General features: G+C 67.2%; 14 protein-coding genes and 1 tRNA gene. 3 read left to right on the top strand and 12 right to left on the bottom strand.

All coding sequences use genetic code 11. The annotated features are described in order from the left end of the window. The first annotated feature begins 24 nt into the window (after nt 1-24). Together K8R92_03710 and K8R92_03705 are read left to right on the top strand one after the other, a co-directional pair. A complete protein-coding gene (locus K8R92_03710) occupies nt 25-810 on the top strand; it encodes an SUMF1/EgtB/PvdO family nonheme iron enzyme (GenBank protein MCE9618997.1) in 786 nt (261 codons plus the stop codon). 74 nt (nt 811-884) lie between these two features. Next, nucleotides 885-2,183 carry a Gfo/Idh/MocA family oxidoreductase gene (locus K8R92_03705; GenBank protein ID MCE9618996.1) on the top strand — a complete coding sequence of 433 codons (1,299 nt, stop codon included), beginning with the start codon at nt 885-887 and terminating at the stop codon, nt 2,181-2,183. Here the strand turns inward: K8R92_03705 and K8R92_03700 are convergent. The 12 genes from K8R92_03700 to K8R92_03645 form a co-directional block, all read right to left on the bottom strand. After that, on the bottom strand, nt 2,180-3,172 hold the full coding sequence (locus K8R92_03700) for an FAD:protein FMN transferase (GenBank protein MCE9618995.1): 993 nt from the start codon (nt 3,170-3,172) through the stop codon (nt 2,180-2,182). The two genes, K8R92_03705 and K8R92_03700, sit on opposite strands and share 4 nt — an antisense overlap. A gap of 5 nt (nt 3,173-3,177) precedes the next feature. Then, nucleotides 3,178-4,368, bottom strand: a complete 1,191-nt coding sequence (locus K8R92_03695; GenBank protein ID MCE9618994.1) for a SpoIIE family protein phosphatase — start codon at nt 4,366-4,368, stop codon at nt 3,178-3,180. After that, nucleotides 4,361-5,398 carry a chemotaxis-specific protein-glutamate methyltransferase CheB gene (gene cheB, locus K8R92_03690; GenBank protein MCE9618993.1) on the bottom strand — a complete coding sequence of 346 codons (1,038 nt, stop codon included), beginning with the start codon at nt 5,396-5,398 and terminating at the stop codon, nt 4,361-4,363. Before cheB ends, K8R92_03695 begins: the two co-directional genes overlap by 8 nt. Next, nucleotides 5,395-7,764, bottom strand: a complete 2,370-nt coding sequence (locus K8R92_03685) for a hybrid sensor histidine kinase/response regulator (protein MCE9618992.1) — start codon at nt 7,762-7,764, stop codon at nt 5,395-5,397. Before K8R92_03685 ends, cheB begins: the two co-directional genes overlap by 4 nt. Further along, nucleotides 7,761-8,342 carry a chemotaxis protein CheW gene (locus K8R92_03680; protein MCE9618991.1) on the bottom strand — a complete coding sequence of 194 codons (582 nt, stop codon included), beginning with the start codon at nt 8,340-8,342 and terminating at the stop codon, nt 7,761-7,763. Before K8R92_03680 ends, K8R92_03685 begins: the two co-directional genes overlap by 4 nt. Then, nucleotides 8,332-9,528, bottom strand: coding sequence for a hypothetical protein (locus K8R92_03675; GenBank protein MCE9618990.1), 1,197 nt, complete (start codon nt 9,526-9,528; stop codon nt 8,332-8,334). Before K8R92_03675 ends, K8R92_03680 begins: the two co-directional genes overlap by 11 nt. Continuing rightward, nucleotides 9,525-10,022 (bottom strand): chemotaxis protein CheW, encoded by a 498-nt coding sequence (locus tag K8R92_03670; GenBank protein ID MCE9618989.1) that lies wholly within the window; start codon nt 10,020-10,022, stop codon nt 9,525-9,527. The genes K8R92_03675 and K8R92_03670 overlap by 4 nt, the downstream gene beginning before the upstream one ends. 74 nt (nt 10,023-10,096) lie before the next feature. Next, nucleotides 10,097-11,461, bottom strand: a complete 1,365-nt coding sequence (locus tag K8R92_03665; protein ID MCE9618988.1) for an HD domain-containing protein — start codon at nt 11,459-11,461, stop codon at nt 10,097-10,099. A gap of 483 nt (nt 11,462-11,944) precedes the next feature. Continuing rightward, a tRNA-Leu gene (locus tag K8R92_03660) sits at nt 11,945-12,029 on the bottom strand. 47 nt (nt 12,030-12,076) lie between these two features. Further along, the gene (gene zwf, locus K8R92_03655) at nt 12,077-13,477 is read right to left on the bottom strand and encodes a glucose-6-phosphate dehydrogenase (GenBank protein ID MCE9618987.1); all 1,401 of its coding nucleotides are present in this window, start codon (nt 13,475-13,477) and stop codon (nt 12,077-12,079) included. Then, on the bottom strand, nt 13,474-14,505 hold the full coding sequence (gnd, locus tag K8R92_03650) for a decarboxylating 6-phosphogluconate dehydrogenase (protein MCE9618986.1): 1,032 nt from the start codon (nt 14,503-14,505) through the stop codon (nt 13,474-13,476). The genes zwf and gnd overlap by 4 nt, the downstream gene beginning before the upstream one ends. Before the next feature lie 41 nt (nt 14,506-14,546). Beyond that, nucleotides 14,547-15,239, bottom strand: a complete 693-nt coding sequence (locus K8R92_03645; protein ID MCE9618985.1) for a phosphopantothenoylcysteine decarboxylase — start codon at nt 15,237-15,239, stop codon at nt 14,547-14,549. An 82-nt stretch (nt 15,240-15,321) separates the two neighbouring features. On the opposite strand from K8R92_03645, the gene tadA reads away from it, so the two are divergent. After that, nucleotides 15,322-17,055, top strand: a complete 1,734-nt coding sequence (gene tadA, locus K8R92_03640; GenBank protein MCE9618984.1) for a Flp pilus assembly complex ATPase component TadA — start codon at nt 15,322-15,324, stop codon at nt 17,053-17,055. The last annotated feature ends 5 nt before the right edge of the window (nt 17,056-17,060 follow it).

Here is a 17,060-nt window from a genome sequence, read left to right as displayed (position 1 = left end):
TCGCTTGGTCTTTCATTCCTGGTCTTGGCCGCTCTGTCCGCGTCAAGCGCTTCGGACCGCGTCCCGGTGAAGGTTCACATCTCCGGCACGGCGCTGGAGATCGAGCTGCTGCCGATCCAGGATCCCGCCGGCGGCGATGGCAAGCCCTTGGTGCTGCTGGGGAAAACCGAAGTTCCCTGGGAACTGCTTGACGCCTTCGTCTTTTCTCGCGATGCGGGCAGCGGCCCCGCCGAGGCCGACGCGATCGCGCGGCCGACCAAGCCTTACATCTCCATGGACCGCGGCTTCGGCCACGCGGGATTTCCCGCGATCTCGGTCAGCGAGGAGAACGCCCGGCAATTCTGCGTCTGGCTCTCGGCCAAGACGGGACGCAAATTTCGCCTGCCCACGGTGCGCGAGTTTCAGGGGGCCTGCGCGGCGGGCTCAAGCGACGCGGTTCCATTGGAGGAGATCGCCTGGTTCGCGAGGAACTCCGGCGGTCGCACCCATCGCGTCGGCACCCGCAAGGCGATGAGCAACGGCTTCCACGATCTCAAGGGCAACGCCGCGGAATGGGCGGTTGGCGACGACGGCAAGGCGGTCCTGGTGGGCGGGGCTTACAACGACAAAATCGAGCGAGTCGACTGCTCGACGATCCGCGCCTCCAGCCCCGATTGGAACGCCACGGATCCGCAGATCCCGCCCAGCCGATGGTGGCTCGCCGATGGATCCTTCGCGGGATTCCGGGTCGCCTGCGAGCTCCCGGCCGCCGCGCTGGCTGCGCCCGGCGCCGCCAAACCCGCGGATTCCAAACCCGCTTCGACGAAATAGTTTCACTTGGAGTCCGCGCACGCCTTATCCTCGGCGGGCACGACCGCGCTCGCACCCCATCCCCAGGAGCCCGCATGGAACCCAACTATCCCCGCCGACACTTCATCCAGACCGCGGCGCTCGCCGGAGCGGCCGCGATGGCCGCGCCCGTCCTTGGCCGTGCCTTCGCGCAGGCCGCGGGCAGCGACAAGATCAAGGTGGCGCTCATCGGCTGCGGCGGGCGCGGCACCGGCGCCGCCTCGCAGGCCCTCAAGGCGGACCCCGGCGTCGTGCTCTGGGCCATGGCCGACACCTTTCCCGACCGCATCGAAACCGCGCTGGAGGAATTGAAAAAGCGGCCCGAGGGCTCGCGCGTCGATGTGCCGCCGGATCGGCGCTTCACCGGCTTCGACGCGGGGCAGAAGGCCTGCGCCACCGACGCCGACGTGGTGATCCTGGCCACGGCCCCATACTTCCGCCCGATGCACCTTCGCGCCGCGGTCGACGCGGGCAAGAACATCTTCTGCGAGAAGCCCATGTTCACCGACGCCGCCGGCGCCCGCGCCGTCGTGCAATGCATCGAGGACGCCCGCGCCAAGAAGCTGCAGTTCATGAGCGGATTCTGCTGGCGCTACTCACTGCCGGAGCGCGAGACCTTCACCCGCATCCTGGGCGGCGACATCGGCGAAGTCCTGGCCATGCACAGCGACTATCTCACCAGTCCGCTGGGCATCCAGCCGCGCAAGAGCGGATGGAGCGACATGGAGTTCCAGCTGCGCAACTGGCAGCACCACGTCTGGCTCTCGGGGGACATCCTGGTGGAGCAGGCGGTCCACAGCGTCGACAAGATCAACTGGGCCTTCGGCAACCAGCCGCCCACGCGCTGCACCGCCATCGGCAGCCGCGGGGTGCGCGAAAATATTCCCGAGCGCGGCGACGTCTACGACAACTTCGCGGTGGTCTACGAGTGGCCGCGCAACCGCCGCGCCACCCTGGTCTGCCGCCAGCAGCCCGACTGCTACAACGAGAACGTCGACACCGTGCTGGGCAGCAAGGGCAGCGCGTTCATTAATGGGTGGGGGCCGACGCATGAAATCATCGGCGAGCATCCCTGGTCCTATCCGCCGGACGGGCCCAATCCCAACATGTATCAGACTGAGCACGACGAGTTCTACAAGGCGCTGCGCAGCGGCAAGCGCATCGACGATGGCGGCTTCGTGGTCAACTCCTGCCGCATGGCGCTCATGGGACGTATGGCGGCCTACTCGGGACAGGAAGTGACCTGGGATCAGGTGGTCAACAGCCAGGAAAAACTTGGGCCGGAGAAGCTGGACATGAACAGCGCGCCGCCGCCGCCGATGATCCGGGTTCCCGGGAAAACCAAACTGACCTAGCGCTTGCCGCGCTGGATCCACTGCGTTCCGCCGTCGCGCGGCTTGCGCTCGATGGCGATTTCCGCGTCGGGGTATTGCTTCGCGAAGGTCCGCAGTTTCTCGGTCGGCATGACGCAGGCGATGGTGGCAAGGGCGTCCGCGACCGCGGCACTGGGCGCCAGTGCGACGGATTGTCGCGGCGTGTCAATCGGTGCGCCCGTCGCGGGATCGAGGATGTGCGAAAAGGTCTTGCCATCGATGTGCCCCGGCTGGCCGCGGTCACCGCTGACGCACAGGGCGCGGTTGGCCAGCACAAAAGATCGCACGACGCCGCCGGGAAACTCCGGCTCGACCCGGACGCGCCACCCCTCGGCGCCGGGCGGGGGATCGCCCGCGAGGATGTCGCCGCTGATGTCGATGAGCGCAGAGGAGACGCCCTGCGCCCGCAGCGCCGCCATGGCCCCGTCGGCGGCCAGTCCCTGGCCGATGCCGCCGAAATCCAGCTGCACTCCCTCCAACTTCAAAGCCACGGTGCCCGCCGCCGCGTCCCACGCGATGTGCCGGGCCCCCGAATGCTCGCGGGCGTCGGCCAGCTCGGCCGCACTGGGCATGGCGGAGGTTCGAAAGGCCGTTCGCCACAACGTGGTCAGCCGCCCCAGTGCGGGATCGAACGCTCCGCCGGATGCGAGGTGGAATTCCATCGACAAAGAAAGCGCCTTGGCCAGGCGCGGTCCAACATGCACCGGCGCACCGACGGACTTGGGCAGCCGCGCGACCTCCGACTCCTGCGAGTAGTCGCTCAGCGCGCTCTCCCATTGCGCGATCTCGTCGAAGGCCGCCCTGGCCGCTACCCGCGCGGCGGGCTCCGTCTGTGCGTAGAGCGTGATCTCCACCGGGGCGCCAAGATGAACCTCCTGAAAATGGAATCGCTGCGGCCCCGCGGCCGGCTGCTGCGGCGCTGTTGTTTGCAGCAGCGGAACCAGGCAGAGCAGGGCGGTCAGGGGAGCCATGCCGCTCACGGATTGAAGCGGATCTCGAGCAGGCTCACGTCGTCCACGAACTGCGCTGTGCCCTGCGCGGCCTGACCCCAGGCCACCATGCTCGCCAGCGGGTCGGGCTTGGCGTGGAGTTTGCCAACCTCGGCGATGTAGTCCTCCAGCGAGGTCATGGTGTTGTCAGGCTTGGTGATCTCAAAGATGCCGTCGCTGTAGACGAAGATCTTGGAGTTGGGCTGCAGCTTGACCTCGCTCGAGTCATAGGGAATGCCGGTGGCGGCGCCGATCATCAGCCCCTGCGAGGGGAGCCGCGTGAGCGCTCCATCCGGCCCCACCACCAGCGCCGGCGGATGGCCGCCGCCGCACCACTTCAATGTCGCCGCGTCGACATCCAGAATGCCATACCAGAGCGTGAAGAACATGTCGTTGTGCTGGGCCATCGGGTAGAGGTCGTTGAGTCCCTCCAGCACGGCCGCAGGGTCGCGCATGTCGCGGCCGGGAATCGCGCCGCCGCGGATCGTGTTCATGGCGCTCACCCCCAGCAGCGCCGGACCGACGCCGTGGCCGCAGACGTCCAGCAGATAGATCGCCATGCGCGACTCGTCCAGCCAGTGATAGCCGAAGGCGTCGCCGCCCAGGCTTTCGCTGGGAACGAATTTCCACTGCGCCGTCGCGGCGCCCTTGGCGATGGGATCGGGCAGCAATGAGCGCACGTATTCCGCGGCGCGCTTGGCCTCTTCCTGCAGGTGCTTCTCGCTGGCGGCCAGCGCCGCGTAGGCCGCGTTGCGCTCCAGCGCCGCCTTGTAGCCGTCCGAGTGGTGCTTGATCCGCGCGATCACCTCGACCGGGTCGGGCAGCTTCACCAGGTAGTCGTTGGCGCCCAGTGCAAAGGCCTTGGCCTTGGTCTCGGCCACTTCGAGCGAGGAGAGCACCACCAGCGGCGTCTCCGCCAGCTCGGGATGCTTGCGGTACTCCGGCACCAGCGAGAGTCCGTCGGTCTCGGGCATCACCAGATCCTGCAGGATCACGGTGGGCCGCAGGGCCAGCGCCATCTCGACGGCCTTGGTGCCGTCGTTGCAGTAGTGGAACTCCCAGTCGGGCTGCGACTGCAGCATCTTGTGCACCGCCGCGGCAATGATCATCTGGTCGTCCACCAGCAGCACGATGGTCTTCATGGGATGGACGGGGCGGACGGCTTCGGGGTTACTCATGGCGGAGATTCTGCTTTCGGGTCAAGGCGTTTTGCAGGGCGGGTCCGATCTTGTCGATGGGCAGGACCTGCTCGGCGGCCTGGCATTGTGCGGCGGCTCCGGGCATGCCCCAGACCACGCTGGTCGCGGCGTCCTGGGCGATGGTCGACCATCCCGATTGGCGCAGGGCGAGCAGTCCCGCCGCGCCGTCGCGGCCCATGCCGGTCAGCAGCGCCGCGGCGCCCTGCAGCGAGGTGCCCGCGGCGGAGAGCATCAGCGCGTCAACGCTCGGCTTGTGCAGCGCGTCGGCGGGTTGATCCGATTCGATGAAGACGCCGCCGGCGGTGAGCATCAGGTGACGGTTGGATGAGGCCACATAGACATAGCCCGGCGCCACGCGGTCTCCGGGTGCTGCGGCCTTGATGCCCAGCCCCGTCTCCTGTCCCAGCCAGTTGCGGAACCCCGCGATGAAGGCCGCGTCCAGATGCTGGACCAGCACCACGCCGAAATTCATCGGCGACTTGAAGGAGCGCAGCACGGTCGCCAGCGCCTGCGGCCCGCCGGTGCTGGCCCCCAGCAAAACCATCGGCGCGGCGGACGCGCGATCGCCCGCAGTGTGGGCGGGCACCGCGACTTCCCTCGGCGGCTGCCGCTCGATCTTCTGATTGCGCCGGATCTGGGCAATCTTGGTCCGCAGGGGGTCGCCGCCCGGGCCATCCAGCGCCTGCTCGAAGCGCGGCGTCTCGACGGCGTCCAGCGCCCCGGCGCCCAGGGCCTCGAAGACGCGGCCGGAATTCCCCTCGATGGTCGCCGTGACCACCAGAATCGCGCAGGGGCTTTCCTTCATGATCCGGCGGGTGGCTTCCACGCCGTCCATCTTCGGCATGATCAGGTCCATCAGCACCAGGTCGGGCCGGTCGGCGGCGCACTTGGACACCGCCTCCTCGCCGTCCAGCGCGGTCCAAGCCAGCGTCACACCGGGAATGCCCTGCACGATGTGGGTCAGCGCGTGCAGCGCGATCTTCAAGTCATTGACCACGGCGATCTTCATGATTGCGCCTCGCCGATCAGGTCCACGATCGTCTGGATGAAGGACTGATCCTGGAAGGATCCCTTGGTGAGGTAGGCGTTGGCCCCGGCCTCCATGCCGGCGGCGCGATCCTCGGCGCGGTCCTTGTAACTGACGATCGCCACCGGCAGGTTGGCAAAGCGGCTCTCGCGGCGCAGCGCCTTGACGAACTCGATCCCATTCATGCGCGGCATGTCCACGTCGGTCACCAGCAGGTCGAAGCTTCCGGCCTTGAGTTGGGCGAAGCCGTCGACGCCATCAACCGCGGTCTGCACCTCGTAGCCCAGCCGCGCCAGCATCTGCCGCTCCACCTCGCGCACAGTGATGGAGTCATCCACCACCAGGATGCGCTTGCGCCCCGCCGAGCCGCGCCGCAGCGAGGCGATGTCCAGCCCGCGCACGCCGCCCTCGGAAAGCCCGCGCCGGATCCCCAGCAGCAGGTCCTCGACATCCATGATCAGGATCGCGCCGCCCTCGTCGTCGATCGCGGCCGAGCTGATGAAGGGGGTCTTGCCCAGACGCGGATCGAGCTTGCGCACCACCAGGTCCTGCTCGCCCAGGAACTGGTCCACCACCAGGCCGCAGGGATGGTCGAACTCGCCCAGCACCAGCACGTGCACGATCGTCGAGGTGGCGGGCTCCGCCGCCGCGGGAAGGCCGAAGAGGTCGTCGGCGCGAAGCAGCCCGATCGAGCGATCCTCCAGTTGGAAGGTCAAACGCCCCTCGACACTGACCAGCTGCGCCGCGTCCACCTTCACGATGCGCTCGATGCGGGCCAGCGGAAAGGCGTAGCTCTCGCCGCACACCCGCACGGTCAGGGCGCGGATCACGCTCAAGGTGATCGGCAGCGAAAGGATGAACTCCGAGCCCTGGCCCGGCTGCGATTCCAGGCGGACCGAGCCGCCGATCTCGCGCACCGACTGGCTGACGACGTCCAGGCCGACGCCTCGGCCGGAGACTTCGGTCACCTGCGATGCAGTGGAGAAGCCGGGAAGGAAGAGGAACTCCAGCAGCTCCGCCTTGTTTAACCCCGCGGCGATCTGGGCGGATTGCAGCCGCTTCTCGACGACCTTGGCGCGGATCCGGTCCGGGTCGATGCCGCGGCCGTCGTCGCGGATGCGCACCTCGAGCATGCCTGCGTGGTGCCGCGCCTGCAGGCGCAGATGCGCGCTCTCGGACTTGCCCGCCGCCAGGCGCTCGGGGGGAAGCTCCACGCCGTGGTCGACGGCGTTGCGCAACATGTGGTTCAGCGGCGCCTCCAGGCGCGCCAGCACGTCGCGGTCGACGGCAACATCGGCGCCCTCGATGTCGAACTGGACCTTCTTGCCCAGCTTCTTGGCGAGGTCGCGGATCATCCGGGGGTGGCCCGCGGTGACGTCGCCGAAGGGGCGCATCCGGCTGCCGATTACCTCGTGGTAGAGGCGGGTGCCGACTTCCTCGGTCCGCCGGAAAACATTTTCGAGGAACTCGGCGTGCTTGGTCAGGCTGCCCTCGATGCCCGCCAGGCGCGAGAGGGAGTTGGCGATCTCGGTGGCGTCGCGGCGCTTGACCGCCGACTCGAAGGAGTCCCGCGCGAAGCGAAGCTGCGACTTCATCTCGCGCAGGCCGCGGCGAATCTGCGGGAAGCGCTTGCCTTCGACCATGCTCTCGCCGGCCAGGCGCATCATGCGATCCAGATTCTCCGCGTTCACCCGAACGGTGCGCACCTCGGTGGCCGCGCCGGCGGAGGGGCTGACGGCGGCGGAGGATTTCTCCACGGTCTGCAGCGGTTGTTGCGATGATTTCGGCGACGGCCGCGGCGGGGCCAGCGGCGTGGGGGCCGGCACCGGCGTCGACTCCACGAATTCCCGGGCGGGCTCGGAGTTTTTGGCATCCTTGGTTGCGGTGTTGTCCGCGTCCTTTGGTGCCGCATCCATCGGCGCCGCAGGCTTCTCGGCGACGGGCGCCGCATGCGCCGCCCCCGAAAGCGCCGTCACCAGGGAGTTGATCTCCGCGGCGTTGCGCGACTTCCACTCGGGCAACTCCGCCTCCTTGAGCGCGGAAAGCTGGGTCAGGATGTCCGTGCCGCCCAGCAGCTGCTCCACGCGCTCCGGGGTGCAGGCCTCCTTCTTCTTCTGGATGCTGACCAGGCAATCCTCCATGTGATGGGCGAGGTCGACCGCCAGGTCCAGGCCGATCACCCGCGCCGCCCCCTTGATGGAGTGTGCCGCGCGCATCAGCGCGTCAACCGGCTGGACGTCGGCCGGATTCTTCTCCAGGCGCAGCAGCCCCTCGTTGAGCGCCGCCCCGTGCGTCTCGATCTCGGCGCGGAACAATTCGAAAAGGTCGAAGCCGCCGAAGGAGCTCATTGGATGGAGCGCTCCATGGTGGAGCGGATCGCGTCGGGATCCAGCAGTGCGGCGTCCCCATCCTCCATTGGAATCAGGGCGGTGGTGCAGGAGGTGGCGTTCCTCGGAATCGTCGCCGGCGCGTGGCGGAACTGAGCGGGATCGACCCGGCGGATGCACTCCACCGCGTCCACCTCGAAGGCCCAGGCGGACTCCTCGCTGCCGATCACGATCATCCGGCGCAGCTTGGCGTCGCCGGTTTCGTCGGCGGGCATGTCCAGAACCACGTGCAGCATGCCGGTCAGCAAAATCGCCCCCTCATGGCAGCAGAGGCCGCGAAAGGGGGGTCTAGTTCGATGTGGCACCTTGCGCACGGCGGCGACGGGAAAGACATTGAGAACGCTGGCGGCCGGCAGCGCGAAGCGCTCGCCGCCGATTCGAAAAAGCAGGATCGTGCCTTCCTCGCGGAGCGAGTGCTGCCGCTTCAGCGAAAGCGCCGCGGTGTTCTCGGCGAGCCCCTCGATGCCGATCGGCCGCGCCAGCAGGCGGGTCAGTCCGTCCGCGGCGCTCACGGGTTGATCGGTTGGGTCATGGCTCACGGTGAGGCTCCACAGCGTTGCGCGCAGCTCGGTCGCGGAAGCGTTCCGCGCTCTTCGCGTCGCCGCGCAGATCGGCGATCGCGGCGAGCGAGAGCAGTCCCAGCGAGTTCGCCGGGTCAAGGTACACGACCTTGGTGAAGCAGCGCTCGGCCTCGGCGTGCCGGTTCCGCGCCATGAGCACGCATCCATGCAGCAGGTGCGCCTGGGTCTCGCCGGGATGGTGCTTCAGATGGGCCAGCAGCGCCTTCTCCGCTTCGGGCAGATCGCCGGCGTCGGCGGCGGCCTGAGCCTGCGCCAGCAGATCCGCGACAGGCGCGGGCGGCTCGATCGGCTTTGCCGCAACGGACTTGACACTTCGGCTCGAGGGACGCGCCGGGGCCATCGGTGAGGCGATGACGGGCGGAGTCCGGGACTCCTTGGGCGCCTGCGACTTGGCGAAGATGAATGCATTGTCAATCTCCACCCGCCTTGCCGCGGTTCCGTTGAGGATCGCCGAGTCGGCGTGCCCCAGGAAAATCAGTCCCTGCGGACGCACCATGGAGCAGAGCAAGGCGCCCAGGCTTTTCTTCGTCGAGCTGTTCAGATAGATCGCCACGTTGCGGCAGAAGACGAAGTCGAAAGCGCGGTCCGGCTTCCAGATGGAGAGATCCGCCTGCCGGAACTCGATCATCTCCAGCCCGCGCGGATCAAGTTGGAGCTGACCCTGGCTTGTCGGATGAAACCATGGAGTCGCCCAGCTTGGAAGCGGCGTGCGCTGGGCGACGGCGCTGGCACGACCGGCCCGTGCCATCTCCAGGTGCTCCGCGCTGTAGTCCAGGGCCAGGATCCGGATGAGCTCGCAGGTCAATCCGCATGAAAGCGCCGTCGCCGCGATCGAGTAGGGCTCGGAGCCCGTGGCGCATCCCAGGCTCGCCACCTCGATCACGCGTGATCGATCGCACTTCATCAGTTCGCCGCGCAGCGCCTCGAAGGCGGCGGCGTAGCGAAAGAGCCAGGTCTCCGGCGGCGCGAGATGATGGAAGAGACTCTTCGCCTCCTGCGGATCGCGCTCCAGCCGCGCGACGTACTCCGCGGCGGTGGAGCATTTCAGCAGGCGCATCCGTTCGACGGCGAAGAGCTCCACGAAGCTGTTGAGCTGCGAATCCAGCGGAGTGTGCGCCGCCAGCCACGCGGTCAGCTCCTTCACGGGGCCAGCCGTCGTTCGGGGGTTGCGGCCAGGGCGCCGGCGCCTTGCAGCAGATGGCGGTGCTCTCGGGCCACGCTCGGGCAATCGAAAACCTGCACGCGCCCATCGGGGGCGTTGAGCACCTCGCGCAGGTGACCGAAGCCGGGCAGGCCGCCCTCCGGATTCCACGCGCCGCCCGCGTCCAGGTCGCGCAGCCCCAGCGTCTGCTCCACGCGCAGGCCGAAGATCGAAACGCCCGCGCTCTCGGGGTCATTGTCCAGCAGCGCCTCGATCAGCAGCGTGCGCGATCCCAATTGCGGTTTGACCGCTTCCAGCCCGGTGAGAATGCCGGCGTCCAGCAGCGGGATCAGGGCGCCGTGGTAGTCGAAGAGGCCCAGCAGACAGGGCGGGCCCGCGGGCAGCGGATGCGCCGAGACCACCGGGCAGACCTCGCGCACATGCCGCAGATCGACCGCGAAGAGCCTGTTCTGAACCGACCACAGCAGGGAGCGCATGGAGGGAGCATATCGAAAGGCGCTTCGCGCCCGCAGCGCCGTCGATGGTCGCGTGCGGCACCGGCCCGCCTGGCTCAGGCGTCCGGATGCAGCTGGCGGATGTCGCGGATCACCGAGAGCTTGGCGAAGAAGATCTCCACCAGCTCCGGGTCGAACTGCTTGCCCGACTCGCCGCGGATCGTGTCCAGCACGCGGCGCTCCGCCCACGCCTCCTTGTAGCAGCGCTTGTTCGAGAGGGCGTCGAAGACGTCAGCCAGCGAGACCACCCGCGCGAAGAGGGGAATGTCCTCGCCCTTCTTGCCGCCAAGGCGCGGCTGCTTGGTGACCGGATCCAGCAGCAGCTTGCCGTCCAGGTCCACATAGCCGGGGTAGCCGCCGCCATCCCAGCGCTCGTGGTGGTTCAGGGCCACGTCGCGCGAGGACTCGTCGAACTCCGTCGGCTGGTCCAGGAAGAAGCGCGCCCCGATCAGCACGTGGCGCTTCACCATCTCGTACTCGCTCGGGTCCAGCTTCTCCGTCTTCTTCAGGATGGTGTCTGAGATGCCGATCTTGCCCACGTCGTGCAGCCGCGCCGCGATCCGCAGCCGGTCGCGCTGCCGCTCGAAGGCGGGGCCGGAGAGCCCGCGCCGGTGCGCCCACTCCTCGAAGAGCGCTGCGGAGATGCCGGCGACGCGGTCGATGTGCTGCCCGGTCTCGATGGGATCGCGGGTCTCGGTCATCCGCAGCATGCGGGTGATGATGCTCTCGGTCAGCTGGGTGCGCTCGATCGCCACCGTCGCGATGCTGGCGAAGTGCGAGAGCAGGGCCTGGTCGGCGTCGGTGAAGCGCGGTCGAGCGCGGCCCTCGCTGTCCATGGCGTTGAGCAGCTGCAGCACGCCCACGGCGCGGCCCAGGCTGGTGCGCAGCGGCAGGGCCAGCACGCTCTGGGTGCGGTAGCCGGTGAGCCGGTCGAAGGAGGCGTCGAACTGGAAGGGGCTGCCCGGATCCAATGCATACGCGTCGGGGATGTTGATGCTCTCGCCGCTCACGCCCACCCATCCGGCGATCGATCCGGCGCCGGCGGGCAGCAGGTAACTGGAGAGGCGCGGCGAATCGACCTTGGGGGAGCGCCGCGAGAGCGTGTCGTTCTGCGTGTAGGCGAAGCGCAGCACATTCTGTTCGGTGATGAAGATGGTCCCCGCGTCGGCGCCGATGAGCTGACGGGCCTCGCTCAGGATCCGGTCCATCAGCAGATGGATGTCCTGCACCTTGTTGAGCTCGATGCCGACCGCGACCAGTCCGTCGACGCGGTTGCGATGCAGCTGCCCGTCGACCACCAGCGACTTCTGCAGATGTGTCACCAGGCGCTCGCTGTCGGTAAGCGAATGGGCACGCTCGTTCAGGCGCTTCTGCAGCTCGTTGATCTCCGCCTCGGCCTGGCGCTCCCGCGACTGGGCCATGCCCAGCTTGGCCAGCGTCCCCACCCGCGAGCGGACTTCGGCGGGATCGCTCATGCGAGAGATGAACTCCTCGGCCTTGGCCGCGAAGGCCGCGGTGCGGATCAGTGGATCGGGCAGCGCCGCCATGGCGACGCAGGGAGTGTCCTTCGTGTCGGCGTTGGCCGCCAAGGCGCGGAGCAAGTCGAATCCCTGGGCTCCCGGCTCCGAGAGCTCCACGGCGATCACCGTCGGCGCGAAGCGCACGATCCGCTCGATGGAATGCTCGTCGCGGGGAATGATCTCGAGTTGCGCGGCGGCGTCGCTCAGCGCCAGCCGCAGCAGATCGGCGGCCCAGGGCTGGTTTGTCGCCAGCACCACCAGCGGGCGGTCCAGCGGATGGGGGGCGGCCGGATTTTTCTGGGATTTGGCGTCGCCCATGGAAGGCTCATCCTATCAATGCCCCTACGTGGACTCGTCGAAGCGCCGCGTCAACGGGCCGGCAAGAGGGACCGGTGGGAGTTGCACCCACACGTCGATTTCTCAACTGCGGATTTTAAGTCCGCTGCGTCTGCTGTTCCGCCACGGTCCCGAAGCGGAGCGGGTCGAACCCGCGTTCGACCCTGCCGCGCTCGAAGTCTAACCGCCCTTCGGCGCCGTCGAGAGTTGCGGTGAGTGCCATCCGCCCTCGGGCATCAGGATCTCGTTGGCGGGCTCCGGCCCCCAGGTGCCCGGCTGGTACTTCATGATGGGCACCGCGTTGTCCAGAATGTTCTCCACGATGCGCCATCCTTCTTCAACGGCATCCTGTCGTGCGAAGAGCGCCTGGTCGCCGCGGATCGCGTCGCCGATCAGCCGCTCGTAGGGAGTCATCTCGTCGGGCTGCGCGTCGACGGCCATCAGCTCGATGGGCATGCCGCCCATGACCTCGCCGTCGATCTTGGCCTGCATGTTGATGCCGATCTCGATGCGCGGGCTGAAGAGGAAGCGCACGAAATTGTGGGGCCCCGGCGGCGCATCGGGAAAAACCACATTGGGCGGGCGGTGGAACTCCACGCGCACCTCCGTCGCCGACATGGGCATGCACTTGCCGGCGCGGATGTAGACCGGCACGCCGTTCCAGCGCCAATTGTCGATGGCCAGGCGGACGGCGCCCCAGGTTTCGGTCATGCTGTTGGGGGCCACGCCCGGCTCCTTCAGGTAGCCATCGAATTGTCCGCGCACCACGTCGCGGGTGGTGAGGGTGCGGATGGCCCGGAACAGTTTCACCTGCTCGTCGCGCACCCGCTCCATGTCGGTCCAGACCGGCGGCTCCATGCAGAGGAAGCCCACCACCTGCATGAGGTGGTTCTCGATCACGTCGCGGATGCAGCCGGTCGAGTCGTAGAAGGCCCCGCGCCCCTGCACGCCGAAGCTCTCCGCCATGGTGATCTGGATCTGCTTGATCCAGTGGCTGTTCCAGAGCGGCTCCAGGAAGGAGTTGGCGAAGCGGGTGAAGAGAATGTTCTGCGTCGCCTCCTTGCCCAGGTAGTGGTCGATGCGGAAGATGTGCGCCTCGTCGAAGACTTCGTGCAGCGTGGCGTTGAGCTGCTTGGCGCTGGCAGTGTTGCGGCCGAATGGTTTCTCCACCACCACCCGCGCATGCTCGGCGCACCCCGAGGCCTCGAGCTGCTTGGTGACGGCGCCGAAGAGCACGGGGGGAATCGCAAGATAGTGCAGCGGGCGCTGGGCGCTGCCCAGGGCCTTCTTGAGCGCCTGGAACGTGGAGAGGTCCGCGTAGTCCCCATCGACATACTGGAACTGCTCGGAGAATTTCTTGAAGGCGGCCTCGTCCACGCCGCGGCCATAGGTGGTGATCCCTTCGCGTGCCCGCGTCAGCATCTGCTCCTTGGTCATGCTGCTCTTGGCGACGCCGATGACCGGGCCGTTGAGCACATTGCGGCGGATCAGGGCCTGGATGGTGTCGAAGAGCTTCTTGTGGGCCAGGTCGCCGCTGGCGCCGAAGAGCACCATCGCGTCGCATTGCGGTTTGCCGTTCATGCCTTGGCGCCCGGCTTCGAGGGAAGCTCGTCGTGACCGCCGAACTGCTTGCGCATCGCCGAGCAGAGCTTGTCGGCGAAGAGAGCCTGGCCCTGGCTGGCGAAGCGTGTGTAGAGCGCCGCGGTCAGCACGTGCGCCGGAATGCCCTCAGCCACGGCGGCGTCGATCGTCCATCGGCCTTCGCCCGAGTCGCTGACCCGGCCGGCGTACTTGCTCATCTGCGGGTCTTCCGCCAGCGCGTTGGCGGTGAGATCCAGCAGCCAGCTGCTGATCACGCTGCCCCGGCGCCACACTTCCGCGATGTCCGGAAGTTCGAACTGATATTGATAGTTTTCCGGATCGCGAAGGGGGGTGGTCTCGGCGCTCTTCTCTCGCTCGTGCAGCCCCGCGTCGGCATGCTTGATGATGTTCAGGCCCTCGGCGTAGGCCGCCATGATTCCATACTCGATGCCATTGTGGACCATCTTCACGAAGTGTCCGCCGCCGCTGTTGCCGCAGTGCAGATAGCCCTGCTCCGCGGTGCCGGCGCGGTTCTTGCGGTTCTCCGTCGCGGGAATGGTTCCCTTGCCCGGAGCCAGCGCCTTGAAGATCGGGTCGAGACGCTTCACCGTCTCGGCGGGTCCGCCGATCATCTGGCAGTAGCCGCGCTCCAGTCCCCAGACACCGCCGGAGGTTCCCACATCGACATAGTCGATGCCCTTGCCGGCGAGCTCCTTAGCGCGGCGGATGTCATCCTTGTAGTAGCTGTTGCCTCCGTCGATCAGCGTGTCGCCCTTGGCCAGCAGCGGCGCGATCTTGGCGATCGTTTCGTCGACGTAGGCGGTCGGAATCATCATCCAGATGGCGCGCGGGGCGGGCAGCTTGGCGATCATGTCCTGGATCGAGGAGGCGCCGATGGCACCCTTTGCAGCCAGGTCCTTCACCGAATTGGCATTCATGTCCCAGGCCACGATCTCATGCCCGGCCTTCATCAGGCGCTGGCACATGTTCGCCCCCATTCGACCCAGACCGATCATTCCAATTCGCATGGCTGACTCCTTGTTGTGGTGGGAAGAAGTGAATTCAAAGATTACTGTTTGCGGCACTTCCGTGCGATCGCCGGGGCGATGCTCTCAACGATCCAGCGGGCGATCCGCTCCTTGGGCTCGAAGGTCTGCGATCCGCCGCGGGTGGTTACGCGCCCATCCGGCCAGACCAGCTGTGCGTCGGAGGCGCCGGAGTCAAGCGTCTCCAGCGAGTTGGCCACGATGCAGTCGGCCTTCTTGGCGGCAAGCTTTTTGAGGGCGTTGTCGACGACCTCCGCCAGCGGCTCCAGGGCGAATCCCACGATGAACTGATCCGCCCGGCTGCTGAGGTTGCCCAGGATCTCCGGCACCTGCTCCAGCTGCAGCGCGGGTGGCGCGGCGCTGCGGCGCAGCTTGCCGGTTCGCGCCGCCCCGGCCACGCGCCAATCCGCGACCGCCGCGGCCATCACCAGCACGTCGAAGTCCTTCCACTGCTCGGTCAATAACCCGCGCAGCTCCTCGGCGGTCTGGAACCGCGCGAGATTCGGCCACGAATCCAACCCGGCCGCCGAGCAGGGGCCCGCAAGAATTTTCACCTCTGCGCCCGCGTCCCGGGCCGCCTTGGCGATTTCAAAACCCATGCGTCCGCTGGAGCGATTGCCGATGAACCGGACCTGATCGATGGGCTCGTGCGTGGGACCCAGGGTCAGCAGCCAGCGAAGTGGCGTTGGAAGTTGGCCGGGATTCGTGTGCGTCATGAGTTGCGGCTTGCCTGCGGGGTCTGCATACTACGATTGGTTCCCTGGACTGTCCCGTTCCGACTGAATTGAGGAGATGCGCGTGGCCCGAAAGGTTCGACTCAAACTTGCCGAGATCCTCCAGCAATGGAAGCTGGTCACGCCCGAGCAGGTCGCCAAGGCGATGGAGCTGACCAGCGGCACCGAGAAGCGCATCGGCGAGGCCTTCATCGAGATCGGCGCCTGCAACGAGGAGGACGTGGCCCGGGCCCTGGCCCACCAGTTCGGCATGGAGTTCCTCAACCTCGACCGCGCCGAGGACAGCGCCAAGATCAACCGCGAGCTGATCCCCGAGGAGATCATGCGCAAGCACCTGGTGCTGCCGATCTCCAAGACCAACGGCCGCCTGAAGCTGCTGGTGCACGACCCGATGGACCTGGAGCTCTTCGATGTGCTCCGCTTCCGCCTCAGCGCCGAACTGGACACCGCCATTGCCAGCAAGCGCCAGCTGCAGGCCTTCCTGGACATCGGCAACAAGTCGGTCAGCGCCGTCAAGCAGGAGAGCCTGCTCACCGACTCCATCGACGTCTCGGTGGACAAGAGCGTCGACAAGAGCGTGGACAAGTCGATCGACGTCGATGCCGCCGACGACGCCCCGATCGTCCGCCTGGTGAACCGCATCATCATCGAAGCCGTCCGCGGCCGGGCCAGCGACATCCACGTCGAACCCATGACGGAGTACGTCCGCGTGCGCTACCGCATCGACGGCGAGTGCATTCTCCGCGACAAGCTGCCCAAGCGCAACCAGGCGGGTCTGCTCGCCCGCTTCAAGCTGATGGCCGGCGTGAACATGGCGGAGCGGCGCGTTCCGCAGGACGGCCGCATCAAGATGCTCATCGACGGCACCAGCATCGACTTCCGCGCCAGCACCTGCCCGGCCTACCACGGCGAGAGCGTGGTGCTGCGTATTTTGCGGCCGGACAGCGTGCGCATCGGCTTGCTCAACCTCGGCCTCGAGCAGGACATGCTCGACACCTTCAACAAGGTCATCCGCCGGCCCAACGGCATCTTCCTGGTCACCGGTCCCACCGGCAGCGGCAAGACCACCACGCTCTACTCGGCGCTGGACGTCCTCAACCGGCCCGACAAGAAGATCATCACCGCCGAGGACCCCGTGGAGTACAACTTCAAGGGCATCAACCAGGTGCAGGTCCGCGACCAGATCGGCCTGACCTTCCCGGCGATTCTGAAGTCCATGCTCCGCCAGGCGCCCAACATCATCCTGGTCGGTGAAATTCGAGATCGCGAAGTCGCCGACATCGCCATCCAGGCCGCGCTCACCGGCCACTTGGTCTTCAGCACGCTCCACACCAACGACGCCCCCAGCGCCATCACGCGACTGGTGGACATGGGTGTGAAGCCCTTCCTGGTGGCCAGCAGCATCCAGGCCGTCATGGGCCAGCGCCTGGCCCGCATCCTCTGCGACAAGTGCAAGAAGATCGACCCCGAGCCCGATCCCAAGATCCTGCAACTGGTGAACATCGCCGATTCCGAGAAGGACAAGGTCATGATGCCGGTGGGCTGTGCGGAGTGCGGCAATGTGGGCTACCGCGGCCGCCGCGGCATCTACGAAATGATGATCATGAACGCCGAGATCCGGAACCTGGCCTTCGAGCGGGCCGGCATCGCCCGGATCCGCGCCGCCGCCATCCGCTCCGGCATGCGCACGCTGCTGGGAGACGGCAAGCTGAAGATCCTCAAGGGCCGCACCACCCCCTCGGAGGTGGCCAAGTTCGCCCAGATGGAGACCTTCGATCCTTCCACGGTCGGCGGTTGATTTGC

The organism is Planctomycetota bacterium (assembly GCA_021414025.1).
Lineage (GTDB): Bacteria > Planctomycetota > Phycisphaerae > Phycisphaerales > SM1A02 > SYAC01.
Note: the sequence above shows the minus strand (reverse complement) of the source record. Positions and strands in the feature narration are given on the sequence as shown.